At 73.8% G+C, this 12,287-nt stretch carries 12 protein-coding genes; 4 read left to right on the top strand and 8 right to left on the bottom strand.

The annotated features are described in order from the left end of the window. Positions 1-26: 26 nt before the first annotated feature. Entirely contained in the window at positions 27-1,220 is a 1,194-nt protein-coding gene (locus ACFYML_RS12725) for a hypothetical protein (protein ID WP_387420706.1), read from the top strand. 67 nt (positions 1,221-1,287) lie between these two features. On the opposite strand, the gene uppS is transcribed toward ACFYML_RS12725, so the two are convergent. From uppS to ACFYML_RS12745, 4 genes are all read right to left on the bottom strand, one after another. Then, positions 1,288-2,070, bottom strand: coding sequence for a polyprenyl diphosphate synthase (gene uppS / locus ACFYML_RS12730; RefSeq protein ID WP_387420707.1), 783 nt, complete (start codon positions 2,068-2,070; stop codon positions 1,288-1,290). 167 nt (positions 2,071-2,237) lie between these two features. Continuing rightward, the gene (dxs, locus tag ACFYML_RS12735) at positions 2,238-4,184 is read right to left on the bottom strand and encodes a 1-deoxy-D-xylulose-5-phosphate synthase (RefSeq protein WP_387420708.1); all 1,947 of its coding nucleotides are present in this window, start codon (positions 4,182-4,184) and stop codon (positions 2,238-2,240) included. 116 nt (positions 4,185-4,300) lie between these two features. Next, positions 4,301-5,542, bottom strand: coding sequence for a class I SAM-dependent RNA methyltransferase (locus ACFYML_RS12740; protein WP_387420709.1), 1,242 nt, complete (start codon positions 5,540-5,542; stop codon positions 4,301-4,303). Further along, positions 5,539-7,593 carry an APC family permease gene (locus ACFYML_RS12745; RefSeq protein WP_387420710.1) on the bottom strand — a complete coding sequence of 685 codons (2,055 nt, stop codon included), beginning with the start codon at positions 7,591-7,593 and terminating at the stop codon, positions 5,539-5,541. The genes ACFYML_RS12740 and ACFYML_RS12745 overlap by 4 nt, the downstream gene beginning before the upstream one ends. Positions 7,594-7,751: 158 nt before the next feature. Between ACFYML_RS12745 and ACFYML_RS12750 the strand changes: the two genes are divergently transcribed. Together ACFYML_RS12750 and ACFYML_RS12755 are read left to right on the top strand one after the other, a co-directional pair. Continuing rightward, positions 7,752-8,417, top strand: a complete 666-nt coding sequence (locus ACFYML_RS12750; RefSeq protein ID WP_387420711.1) for a potassium channel family protein — start codon at positions 7,752-7,754, stop codon at positions 8,415-8,417. A gap of 3 nt (positions 8,418-8,420) precedes the next feature. Continuing rightward, positions 8,421-9,110, top strand: coding sequence for a TrkA family potassium uptake protein (locus ACFYML_RS12755; RefSeq protein WP_073835377.1), 690 nt, complete (start codon positions 8,421-8,423; stop codon positions 9,108-9,110). Between the two features lie 49 nt (positions 9,111-9,159). Here ACFYML_RS12755 and ACFYML_RS12760 read toward each other — a convergent pair whose 3' ends face one another. The 4 genes from ACFYML_RS12760 to dut all read right to left on the bottom strand — a co-directional run bounded on the left by ACFYML_RS12760 (position 9,160) and on the right by dut (position 11,618). Next, the gene (locus ACFYML_RS12760; RefSeq protein WP_387420712.1) at positions 9,160-9,843 is read right to left on the bottom strand and encodes a DUF3159 domain-containing protein; all 684 of its coding nucleotides are present in this window, start codon (positions 9,841-9,843) and stop codon (positions 9,160-9,162) included. Then, positions 9,840-10,220 carry an OB-fold nucleic acid binding domain-containing protein gene (locus ACFYML_RS12765; protein WP_357433347.1) on the bottom strand — a complete coding sequence of 127 codons (381 nt, stop codon included), beginning with the start codon at positions 10,218-10,220 and terminating at the stop codon, positions 9,840-9,842. Before ACFYML_RS12765 ends, ACFYML_RS12760 begins: the two co-directional genes overlap by 4 nt. Positions 10,221-10,411: 191 nt before the next feature. Next, positions 10,412-11,095, bottom strand: a complete 684-nt coding sequence (locus ACFYML_RS12770) for a DUF3710 domain-containing protein (protein WP_387420713.1) — start codon at positions 11,093-11,095, stop codon at positions 10,412-10,414. A 25-nt stretch (positions 11,096-11,120) separates the two neighbouring features. Further along, positions 11,121-11,618 (bottom strand): dUTP diphosphatase, encoded by a 498-nt coding sequence (dut, locus tag ACFYML_RS12775; protein WP_387420714.1) that lies wholly within the window; start codon positions 11,616-11,618, stop codon positions 11,121-11,123. Between the two features lie 92 nt (positions 11,619-11,710). Between dut and ACFYML_RS12780 the strand changes: the two genes are divergently transcribed. Then, positions 11,711-12,205, top strand: coding sequence for a DUF3093 domain-containing protein (locus ACFYML_RS12780; protein WP_387420814.1), 495 nt, complete (start codon positions 11,711-11,713; stop codon positions 12,203-12,205). Positions 12,206-12,287: the final 82 nt, after the last annotated feature.

Consider the following 12,287-nt stretch of genomic DNA (forward strand, 5'->3'; position numbering starts at 1 on the left):
CCAACGACGCGATCGGGGGCGTACAGGTGGCTTCAGTCCGCCGACGCGGCACGGTGGCCACCGCGCTGCTGACCCTGCTGCTGGCCGCGCCCGGGTGCGGGCCCGTCGCCGGGCGCCAGTCGGCGGACCTGCGGGTCGGCTACGACAGCCTGGACGGGCCGCTGACCGTCTGGCCGGCGCGCGGCAGCCTGGCCGGCGACGCCGCCGCGACCGCCGCCATCAGCGCGGCCGTCCGGGACTGGCGCTCGCCGGTCGACGACCGGGCACACCTGCCCACCTCCGGCATCCTCTACACCGGCGACGTGGCCGGATCACCGCTCGCCCTGGTCGCCGCCGACGTGCCCGGCGAGAGCGCGTCCTGGCTGCTGCAGCTCGACCGCGCCGAGGACCGCTGGCGGGTCGCCCACGCCACCGAATACACCGACCCCGGCTACCTGGTCTACTCCGACGTGCTGCCGGTGCGACTCCCGCAGGGCCGGCGCTACCTCACCTCGGCCCGGGTGGAGCGGCTGCTCGGGCCGGACGGCCGCGCGCTGGCCAGCATCGACGGCCTCACCGAGCCGCTCGCCGTGCCGGCCTGCCGGGCCGTGGAGCTGACCGCGGCGCTGCGCCCCACCCGGTCGCTGCCGCGCGGCCGGGCCGCCGACCGCGTCCTCGACCTGGGTACGGCCACCGCCGACCCCCGCTATCCCCTGGTACGCGACGAGACCGGCACCGGCAAGCGCGCCCTGGCCGGGCTGGACACCTGCGTTCTCGCCGAAACCACCGGACCGTTCGGCAGCGTGCCGCGCCGCATCGGCGATCGGCTGGCGCCCCGCTCCGCGCCGGAGTCCTGGCCGATGGCGAAGGTCGCCGTCCGGTCGCTGGGCGAGGTGGCGCTGGCCGGCGGCGAGCCGGGCGACCTGCAGCAGCTCACCTGGGAGAGCGCCACCGGCACGATGACCGCGCTGGTCTACCGCCCGGGCGACGGCAGCGCCCCGGTGGTCTCCCCCGCCGACCGGTCCACCACCCTGCAGGCGTACCACCTGCCGATGCCGGGTCAGCCGCTCGCGGTGCTGACCTGGCGGGCCAGCCGGGACACCTCGTTCGCCGCCCCGCCCGGGGCGTCGCGCCTGGTCGACCGGCCGGGCCTGGTCGTGATGCCGCAGCCGGACTCTCGTCAGACGTTCAGCCTGGCTGGCACTGAGCAGACCTGGTACCGCTCCGTGGGCGGACGCTGACCTTCGCGCCCCGAGCGCCCGCCTGGGTCACCCGCCCGTACTCCCGGGTGGCCGGCTCTCGTGATGCTCATCCACCGAATCGCCGGCTGCGTGCCGCGTAGGAACGCAGGGCGCGAAGGAAGTCGACCTTCCGGAAGCCGGGCCAGTACACGTCGCAGAAGTACAACTCGGAGTACGCGGCCTGCCAGAGCAGGAAGCCCGACATCCGGCGTTCTCCACTCGTGCGGATGACGAGATCCGGGTCGGGCTGGCCGCCGGTGTACAGGTGCGCCGCGATGTCCTCGGCGGTCAGGCGCTGCGCGACGTCATCGACGGTAGCGCCGGTCTGCGCCTCCTGCTCCAGCAGCGAACGGACCGCGTTGACGATCTCTTCGCGGCCGTCGTAGCCGACGGCCACCGTGAGATGGAAGTTGCCGCCGCGCGCACCGGTCGCCTCCTCGGCCAGCTTCAGTGCGTGGCGCGTCGAGTCGGGCAGCACGTCCGGGCGGCCGGCCACATGTAGCTGCCACGGGTTGCCCGGCCGCAGCAGTGGCTCCGCCACCACCTCCTCGATCATCCGCATCAGGTGCTCCACCTCGTCGGAGGCCCGCTTGCGTACGTTGTCGACAGAGGCGACGAACAGGGTGACGTGCTGAATGCTCAACTCGGCGCACCAGCTCAGCACCTCGTGCATGTGCTCCGCCCCGTACCGGTGCCCCAGTCGTGGGTCGTCGAAGCCCATCTGCCTGGCCCACCGCCGGTTCCCGTCCATCGCCATGGCAACGTGCCGGGGCAGTGCGACGTCGACCAACTGCGCTCGCAGGCGGCGGGCGTACAGCTGATAGGCCATGCGACGAACGGGCTCGATCATGACCAGATGAAACCACGCGCCGGCCCCTGCTGCTGCCCGTGCACCTCCGGGTCACGCTGCGATCTTGGTGGGAAATGGCCCCTGGAGGGGCCACTTCCTACCGAAATCTTCCCTAGCTGCGGTGGGTGGCCCTGCTGGGGCAGGACCCCACCCGCTCGCGTGCCGAGTCAGTTCTTGGCGGTGGCCTCGGAGGCGGCCGGCTCGACGGGCTGGGCGTCCAGGCCGGAGATCCAGCCGGTGACGTCGCGGGCCACGTTCTGCGCGGTCAGGCCCAGATCGGCCAGGATCTGCGCCCGCGTGCCGTGCGGGTGCCAGTCGGCCGGCACCCCCAGGTCCTTCAGCGGCACCCGGACGTCGGCGTCCCGCATGGCCTGGCCGAGCGCGTCGCCGACGCCGCCGACCCGGACACCGTCCTCGACGGTGACCACGAGCCGGTGCGCGGTGGCCAGCTCGACCAGCTCGGCCGGGACCGGGCGGACCCAGCGCGGGTCCACCACGGTGACCCCGTAACCCTGCTCGGCCACCCGGGCGGCGACCTCCATGCCGAGCTGGCCGAAGGAGCCGACCGCGACGAGGAGCACGTCGGTACGCGCCGACTCGGCCAGCACGTCGACCGCACCCACCCGGCGCACGGCCGGCAGGTCGGCGGCCACCGTGCCGGTCGGGAAGCGGACGATGGTCGGGCCGTCGTCCACGGCGACCGCCTCGCGCAGCTCCTCACGGAGGCTGCCGGCGTCGCGGGGCGCGGCGATCCGCAGGCCGGGCACCACGCCGAAGACGGACATGTCCCAGACGCCGTAGTGGCTCGGGCCGTCCGGGCCGGTGATGCCCGCCCGGTCCAGCACGAAGGTGACCGGCAGCTTGTGCATCGCCACGTCCAGCAGCACCTGGTCGAAAGCCCGGTTGAGGAACGTGGCGTAGACGGCCACCACCGGGTGCAGGCCACCCATGGCGAGGCCGGCCGCCGACGTGGCGGCGTGCTGCTCGGCGATGCCCACGTCGTACACCCGCTTCGGGTGCTTACGGGCCAGCTTGGCGATCCCGGTCGGCTCGGCCATCGCGGCGGTGATGCCGACCACGTCCGGCCGCTCGTCGGCGATCTTGACCAGCTCGTCGGCGAAGACGTGGGTCCACTTCACCGAGGGCGCGGCGACCAGTTGACCCGTCTCGACGTCGAAGGCGCCGCCGGGGCCGTGCAGGCGGTCCGCCTCGTCCTCCTCGGCCGGGCGGTAGCCGTAGCCCTTGCGGGTGACCGCGTGCACTATCACGGGGCCGCCGAAGTTCTTCGCCGCGCGCAGCGCGGACTCGACCGCGGCGACGTCGTGGCCGTCGACCGGGCCGACGTACTTGATGCCGAGGTCCTCGAACATGGCCTGCGGCGCGACCGCGTCCTTGATGCCCTTCTTGACCGCGTGCAGCACCTCGTACATCGGCTTGCCGACCAGCGGGGTCGAGCCGAGGGCCTCCTTGACGGTGTCGAGCACCTTCTCGTAGCCGGGGTTGAGCCGCAGCGAGGAGAGGTGGTCGGCAAGGCCACCGATGGTCGGCGCGTACGACCGGCCGTTGTCGTTCACCACGATCACCAGCGGGTTGCCGGCGGCGGCGATGTTGTTCAGCGCCTCCCAGCACATGCCGCCGGTCAGCGCGCCGTCGCCGACCATGGCGACCACGCTGCGCCGCTCGCCGCGCAGCGCGTACGCCTTGGCGAGCCCGTCGGCGTACGACAGGGCGGTGGAGGCGTGCGAGTTCTCAATCAGGTCGTGCTCGCTCTCCGCCTGGCTGGGGTAGCCGGAGAGGCCACCGCGCTGGCGGAGCTTGTCGAAGCCCTCCTGCCGGCCGGTGATGATCTTGTGCACGTAGGCCTGGTGGCCGGTGTCGAACAGGAGCCGGTCCCGCGGCGAGTCGAAGACCCGGTGCATGGCCAGGGTCAGCTCCACCACACCGAGGTTGGGCCCGATGTGCCCGCCGGTGCGGGAGACCTTGGCGATCAGGAAGTCACGGATCTCGGCGGCGAGGATGTCCAGCTGCTCGGCCGTCATCCGCTTCACGTCCTGCGGGCCCCGGACGGTGCCCAGCAGTCGGCCGTGGTTGGCCGTGCCCTCTTCAACACTCATGACCGAAGAGTCTATCGGCCGCCCGACAGCCCGCAGCTCGGCCGTGGATCACGGCAGCCTGATGGGGGGTGCGAAGGCCCCGCCGGCCGGCGGGAATCGTGACCCGCCGGCCTGGCTCAGGACGGCGGCAGGAGCAGGCCGACCAGCTCGACGTGCTGGGTCATCGGGAACAGGTCGAAGCCGCGCAGCGCGGCCAGCCGCCAGCCCAGGCCGGTGAAGGTGCGCACGTCCCGGGCGAAGGCGGCCGGGTCGCAGGCCACGTACGCCACCGCCCGCGGGCCGGCGGCGACGATGTCCCGCACCACCGGCGCGCCGGCGCCGGAGCGGGGCGGATCGAGGACCACCAGGTCGACCGGGCCGGTGACCCGGCGGCGGGCCAGCGCGGTCTCCACCCGGGCCGCGACCACCTCCACGGCGGGCAGGTCGGCCAGGTTCTCCCGGGCCGCGGCCACGCCCGGCTCGGCGGACTCGACCAGGGTGACCCGGGCCGCACCGACCCGGCCGGCGAGGGCCGCGGCGAACAGTCCGGCCCCGCCGTACAGGTCCCAGGCGGTCTCGCCGGGGCGCGGGTCGAGCAGGTCGAGCACCGCCCCGACCAGGGTGTCCGCCGCGGCCGGGTGGACCTGCCAGAAACCGGAGGCGGGGAGCCGCCACTCCCGGCCGGCGGCCACCTCACGGACCACCGCCGGGCCGCTCACCGGGGTGGGCACCCCCTCGGCGTACGCCGTGACGCTGACGTCCCCGCCGGAGGCGGCGACCGTCTCGACCGCGTCCGCGTCCGGCCAGCGGGCCCCGGCGGGGGCGAGCACCGGCAGCTCCTGGATCGCCGGGTGGGCGATCAGGCAGCGGTCGATCGGCACCACCTCGTGCGAGCGGTGCTTGAGCAGCCCGGCCCGGCCGGCGCCGTCGACGGCGTACCGGACCCGGGAGCGCCAGCCCAGCGGCCCGCCGGGCAGCGCCTCGACCCGGACGCCGAGCGCGTCGACCTGCGGGTCGGTGAGGCCGCCGAGCCGGGTGAGCTGCTCGCGCACCACCGCGGTCTTCCAGTCGAGCTGGGCGTCGGGGGCGACGTGCTGCAGGTCGCAGCCGCCGCAGCGGCCCGGCTTCGCGTACGGGCAGGGTGGCTCGACCCGGTCCGGGGAGGCGGCCAGCACCTCGACCGCGTCGGCCCGGGCGAAGCCCTTGTGCAGCTCGGTCACCTCGGCGACCACCCGTTCCCCGGGCAGCGCGTGCCGGACGAAGACCACCTGGCCGTCGACCCGGGCCACGCAGTGCCCGCCCGGGGCGACCGCGGCCACGGTCAGTTCGACCCGCTCGGCCTCCTCCAGCCCGCGCCGCCCGTCGACCGGCGCCGTCACGCGCGGTCTCCGCTCTCGCCGGGCGGGGCGGGGGCCACCGGCGGGACGGTGGGTGGCAGGGTGCTGCGGGGGGCCACCCGGGGGCCCCGCGCCGGCCCGCGGCTGAGGTTGGCGTCCAGCCGGTCCAGGTTCTTGTTGGCGGTCGAGGCGAGCTGCCACGGCACGCTGGTCACCATCACCCCTGGCTCGAAGAGCAGCCGGCCCTTGAGCCGCAGCGCGCTCTGGTTGTGCAGCAGGTTCTCCCACCAGTGGCCCACCACGTACTCGGGGATGAAGACGGTGACCACGTCGCGGGGCGACTCGCGGCGGGTGGAGGCGACGAAGTTCAGGATCGGCCGGGTGATCTCCCGGTACGGGGAGTCGATCACGGTCAGCGGCACGGGCAGCTCCCGCCGCTCCCAGTCGGCCTGGAGGTTCCGGGTGTCCTTCTCGTCCACGTTCACGGTCACCGCGGTCAGCGTGTCCGGCCGGGTCGCCCGGGCGTACGCGATGGCCCGCAGCGTCGGCTGGTGCAGCTTGCTGACCAGCACGATGGCGTGGTTGCGGGCGGGCAGCACACCCCGGGTCTCGGTCGGTTCCAGCTCGGCGGCGACCCGGTCGTAGTGCCGGCGGATGGCCAGCATCAGCATGTAGATCACCGCCATCGCGGCGATCGCGATCCAGGCGCCGAGCAGGAACTTGGTGATCAGCACGATGATCAGGACGGTGCCGGTGAGCGCCATGCCGAAGGCGTTGATCGCCCGGGACCGCACCATCCGGCGGCGCACCTCCGGGTCCCGCTCGGTGCGCAGGTGCCGGTTCCAGTGCCGGATCATGCCGGCCTGGGAGAGCGTGAACGAGACGAACACGCCGACGATGTAGAGCTGGATGAGCCGGGTCACCTCGGCCTGGAAGCCGACGATCAGCACCACCGCGAAGACGGCGAGGAAGACGATGCCGTTGGAGAAGGCCAGCCGGTCGCCGCGGGTGTGCAGCTGGCGGGGCAGGTAGCGGTCCTGGGCCAGGATCGAGCCGAGCACCGGGAAGCCGTTGAAGGCGGTGTTGGCGGCCAGGAACAGGATCAGCGCGGTCATCCCGGCGACCACGTAGAGCAGCACCCCGTTGCCGAAGACCGCCTCGCCGAGCTGGGTGGTGACGGTCTTCTGCACGTACCCGGGCGGGCCGGAGACGATCTGGCTCGGGGACTCGACGAACTGCAGGCCGGTCAGCCGGGCCAGCCAGATGATGCCGAACAGCATGCTCACCGCGATCACGCCGAGCAGCAGCAGGGTGGTGGCCGCGTTGCGGCTCTTCGGCGCCTTGAACGCCGGCACCCCGTTGGAGATCGCCTCCACACCGGTGAGCGCGGCGCTGCCCGAGGAGAAGGTCCGCAGCAGCAGGAAGATCAGGGCGAACCCGGTGACGCTGTGCTCCGCCTGGATCTCCAGGCCGGCGCTGGGCGCGCGCAGCTCGTCGCCCAGGATGAAGATCCGGATCAGGCCGGTGAGCAGCATGCCGCCGATCACGATCACGAAGCCGTAGGTCGGGATGGCGAACGCCGTGCCGGACTCGCGCAGGCCGCGCAGGTTCATCGCGGTGAGCAGCGCCACCGCGATGACCGCGATCAGCACCTTGTGGGTGGCCACGAACGGGAGCACGGAGCCGAGGTTGGCCACCCCGGAGGAGATCGAGACCGCGACCGTGAGCACGTAGTCGACCAGCAGCGCGCTGGCCACCGCCAGGCCGGCGCGCGGGCCGAGGTTGACCGTGGCCACCTCGTAGTCGCCACCGCCGGAGGGGTAGGCGTGCACGTTCTGCCGGTAGCTCGCCACGACGGTGAGCATCACCACGACGACCGCGAGCGCGATCCACGGCGAGAAGAAGAACGCCGACGCGCCGGCGATGGAGAGCGTCAGGAGGATCTCGTCGGGCGCGTACGCGACGCTGGAGAGCGCGTCCGAGGCGAAGACCGGCAGCGCGATGCGCTTCGGCAGCAGGGTGTGCTGGAGGCGGTCGGACCGGAACGGTCGACCGACGAGGAGTCGCTTCAGCAGCGAGGTGGGTCTGGCCACAACCGCCAAGGGTACGACCAGTCCAGGGAATGCGGTGGGGGTGGCTGATCACCCCCGCGCAGGTCCGCGCGGTACGGTCGGCTCCCCGCCGGCAACGGGGACGTGGCAGGCTCGCAGTCGACGGGTCCACCGGGCGGACCGTGGGAGGAGCGGACACCGTGCATGTCGTGATCATGGGCTGCGGCCGGGTCGGGTCGACCCTCGCCCACAGCCTGGAGTCCCGGGGGCACTCCGTGGCGGTGATCGACCAGGACGCGGACGCGTTCCGGCGCCTCGGCCCCGACTTCGCCGGCATCACCGTCACCGGTGCCGGCTTCGACGGCGAGGTGCTGCGCCAGGCCGGCATCGAGCGCGCCGACGCCTTCGCGGCGGTCTCCAGCGGCGACAACTCCAACATCATCTCGGCCCGGCTGGCCCGCGAGACGTTCGGCGTCTCCCGGGTGGCCGCCCGCATCTACGACCAGCGCCGGGCACAGGTCTACGAGCGCCTGGGCATCCCCACCGTCGCCACCGTCCGGTGGACGGCCGACCGGATGCTGCGGCACCTGGTTCCCGAGGGCAACGTCGAGATCTTCCGCGACCCGACGAGCACCGTGTCGATCATCGAGGTGCCGGTGCACAAGGACTGGATCGGCCGGTCGCTGCGGGAGCTGGAGGAGGCCGCCGGGGCCCGGGTCGCGTACCTGATCCGGTTCGGGATCGGCACGCTGCCCACCGCCTCCACCGTGGTGCAGGAGGGCGACCAGGTCTTCATGCTGGTGACCGACGACATCATCCCGTCGGTCACCTCGGTGGCGGCCGCGCCGCCGGAAGGGGGGCACTGAGCCATGCGGATCGCCATCGCCGGCGCGGGCAACGTGGGCCGGTCCATCGCCCAGGAGCTGATCGACAACGGGCACCAGGTGATGCTGATCGAGCGGCAGCCCAAGATGCTCCGGCCGGACCGGGTGCCGGCCGCCGAGTGGGTGCTCGCCGACGCCTGCGAGCTGGCCAGCCTGGAGGAGGCCAACATCGCCGGCTGCGAGGTGGTGGTGGCCGCCACCGGTGACGACAAGGTCAACCTGGTGGTGTCCCTGCTGGCCAAGACCGAGTTCGCGGTGCCCCGCGTGGTCGCCCGGGTCAACCGGGCGGAGAACGAGTGGCTGTTCACCGAGCAGTGGGGCGTCGACGTCGCGGTGAGCAAGCCGCGGGTGATGGCCGCCCTGGTGGAGGAGGCGGTCACGGTCGGCGACCTGGTCCGGTTGATGACCTTCCGGCAGGGCGAGGCGAACCTGGTCGAGATCACCCTGCCGCCCACCGCGCCGTACGTCGGTGAGCCGATCCACGCCGTGCCGATCCCCCGCGACGCGGCGCTGGTGGCGATCCTGCGCGGCAAGCGGGTGCTGGTGCCCAGCCCGGACGACCCCATCGAGGCCGGCGACGAGCTGGTCTTCGTGTGCACGGCCGCCGTGGAGGACGAGGTCCGGGCGGTGATCCTCGGGCCGGACAGCGTCGAGCGCACCCGCGACGGCGCCTGACGGCAGCCGTTCGGTCCCGCCGGCCGGCGTTCCGGTACGGCCGGCGGGCTCAGGCGCCTGGCAGCGGCGTCGCCGTGGTCTCCCGGGTCACCCGGCGCACCACCCAGACGGTGATCAGCAGCAGCAGCGCGTACGGCGGGTAGCCCAGGGCGAGTCGGGCCACGCCCAGCAGGGTGTCCTGGTGGGCCAGGTAGAGCCCCGCCTGCACGCCCACCTTGGCCAGCCACACCACGCCCCAGAGCACGGTCAGCTGGGTGAAGGTGCGCACCAGCCGCGGGTCGTCCCGCCACTCCGAGCGGCCCCGGGCGACCAGCACCGACCAGATCCAGCCCACCAGCGGCTGTTTGATGGCGGCCGACAGCAGCAGGGCCAGCCCGTAACCGATCCCGTAGAGGATGCCGGGGAGGTAGAAGTCCCGCTCGTCGCCGGTCCGCCAGGCGATGGCGGCGCCGATGGCGATGCCGACCAGCCCGTTGACCGCGTGCCGGATCGGCCGGCGCTGGGCCAGGCGCAGCCCGGCGATCAGCAGCGCCACCGCCACCGAGGCGATCACCGCGGGGCGCAGCTCGCCCAGCACGTTGGCGATCACGAAGACCACCACGGGGATGCTCGACTCGACCAGGCCCCGCCAGCCGCCGAGTTGGTCGGCCATCTGCTCGGCGAGACTGGGCAGGCGCTCGTCGTCCTCCGGCCCGAGTTCCGGCCCGGCGGACCGATGCTGTCCGGTCGTCACTTCGGCGACTCCAGCTCGTAGTACGGGTTGTAGATCACCTTGCGGTCGTCCCGGACGGCCAGCCGGCCACGGGCGGTGAGGTGCCGACCCGGCTCGATGCCGGCGATGTGCCGCCGGCCCAGCCAGACCAGGGTGACCACGTCGCTGCCGTCGTAGAGGTCGGCCTCCAGCGTCGGCAGGTTGGTCCGGGGCGTGTAGACCACCGTGCGGAGCCGCCCGTTGATCGACACCACCTGGCCCCGCAGGCACTGCTGGGCCGGCATGCCGCCGGACTCCGCGCTCTCCCGGCGCAGCTCCTGCGCCTCGATCTCGGCCTCGCTCGCGGTGAGCCGATGCAGCAGCCGTCGCAGCGACACCCGGCTCTCGTCGGTCGTCATGACCTCCGCGTCACCCTCTCCACGCTGGCCGGCCGCGCCGGCACTGGCTCGGCCCCGGGATGCGGAACCGTCCCGCCAGCGTACGCCGATCCGGCCGGTCCGCGGAGCCGGCGTCCGCCGGATGGCGCCGGACACGCGACGGGCCCGGCGCCGTCGACGGGAGCCGACGGGCCGGGCCCGTGCGATACGGCTCAGGCCTCGCGCTGCCCCGGCGCGGCCTGCTGCGTGGCCGCCTGCTGCTCGGCCGCCTGCTGCTCGGCCACCTCGCGGGGCAGCCGCAGCGGCAGCGGCTCGCGGACCGGCTTGGCCTCCTGGCCCCGGTCCACCACCAGGCCGTCGAGGCAGGCCGCCAGCGGGCCGGCGATGGCCGGGTTGTTGGCCGCCTCGCCCTGGTAGACGCCGCGGACCATCCAGCGCGGGCCGTCGATGCCGACGAAGCGCAGGTCGGTCAGCCCGTCCGGGGTGCGGACCCGGGCCTTCAGCTCGGTGCCGTACTCCCCCTGCACCTCCTGGGCGGCCGCGCCGTCGTTGTACAGCGACTGCCGAATCTCCTCGCGCACCTCGTCCCAGATGCCCTCGGACCGGGGCGCCGCGAAGACGCCCAGCTGCAGCGCGTTGTCGCCGTGCACCAGCACGACCTGCTGGATCACGCCCTGCGGGTCGGCCTGCACCCGCACCTCGACGTCCGGCACCGCCGGGATCTGGAGGCTGCCCAGGTCCAGCCGGGGCGCGTCGGGCGCCTCGGAGACGTCGTACGGGCCCCGGGACGCCGCCGACGCGGTCGACTCCTCGGTCGCCGGGGAGTCGAGGACCTCGTCGGCCCGCTCGTCACGCGCGTGCCGCGCCTCGCCGGCCCGCTTTCGGGAGAAGATCACTGCGCCCGCCCTCCGCTGCTCACACTCACCCTGCCACCTCTTCCGTCCGCCCGCTCGCCGGGGCCGGGACCAGCCCGGCGTGCCCGCCGGTCGACCCGTGCCCGCCGGTCCCGCGCCGGGACGCGGGCAGCTCCGCCACCGGCTGAAACTCGGCCCGCGCGACCCGCTGGACGACGAGCTGCGCGATCCGGTCACCCCGGCTGATCTTCGCCGGTGTCTCCCGATCATGGTTGATCAGGTTGACCAGGATCTCACCCCGGTAGCCGGCGTCGACCGTACCGGGCGCGTTGAGCACGGTCACGCCGAGCCTGGCCGCCAGCCCCGATCGGGGGTGCACCAGCCCGACGTACCCCTCCGGCAGCGCGATGGCCACGCCGGTCGGCACCAGGGCGCGCCCGCCGGGCGGCAGCTCCACGTCCGCGGCGGCCACCAGGTCCGCGCCGGCGTCGCCGGGATGGGCGTACGCCGGCAGCGGCAGCTCCGGATCGAGCTGCCGTACGGGCACGGGTACGACGTCTGTCACGGTCTTCCTCTTCCGTCCGGTCCTTGCGGGGGTGACCCTGCCATCCTGCCGGTTGGCCGGCCGGTCGTGCGCCGTACCCTCGGACTGTGAGCCTGTCGTCGTCCTCGTCCGCCACGACCCCCCCGGTGACCGCCACCCGCGAGTACGCGGAGCGGCTCGGGCTGCCGTGGTGGGCCTGGCCCGCCGGCCTCGCCGTCGCCGGGCTGCTCGCCACCGAGCTCTGGATGGGTGCCACGGGCGTCCGGTCCTGGCTGCCGTTCGTGCTGCTGATCCCGGCGGTCCTGGTCGCGCTCTGCTGGCTGGGCCGGATCCGGGTCGCGGTCCGCGACGGCGAGCTGCGGGTGGACGACGCCCGCCTCCCGGTGCGGTACGTCGCCGACGTGGTCCCGCTGGACGCCGCCGGCCGGCGCGAGGTGCTCGGCGTCGGGTCGGACCCGCTGGCCTTCGTGGTGCAGCGCCCGTGGATCGGCGGCGCGGTGCAGGTGGTGCTGGACGACCCGGCCGACCCGACCCCGTTCTGGGTGGTCAGCACCCGGCACCCGGTCGAGCTGGCCACGGCGATCCTCGCCGCCCGCGACGCCGCCTGACCCACCGCCCCTGCTGCGGGCAGGTTCCCGGAACGAGTGGCTGTGCCCCGGCGGAGAGCCCCGTTTCCGTGCCGGAGGCGCT

The sequence above is a fragment of the Micromonospora sp. NPDC007230 genome, assembly GCF_042869115.1.
Lineage (GTDB): Bacteria > Actinomycetota > Actinomycetes > Mycobacteriales > Micromonosporaceae > Micromonospora.

Excerpts from the sequence above, each read along its gene's own strand:
- ACFYML_RS12755 (WP_073835377.1), top strand. The coding sequence starts at position 8,421 with ATGCGGATCGCCATCGCCGGCGCGGGCAACGTGGGCCGGTCCATCGCC.
- ACFYML_RS12765 (WP_357433347.1), bottom strand. The coding sequence starts at position 10,220 with ATGACGACCGACGAGAGCCGGGTGTCGCTGCGACGGCTGCTGCATCGG.
- dxs (WP_387420708.1), bottom strand. The coding sequence starts at position 4,184 with ATGAGTGTTGAAGAGGGCACGGCCAACCACGGCCGACTGCTGGGCACC.
- uppS (WP_387420707.1), bottom strand. The coding sequence starts at position 2,070 with ATGATCGAGCCCGTTCGTCGCATGGCCTATCAGCTGTACGCCCGCCGC.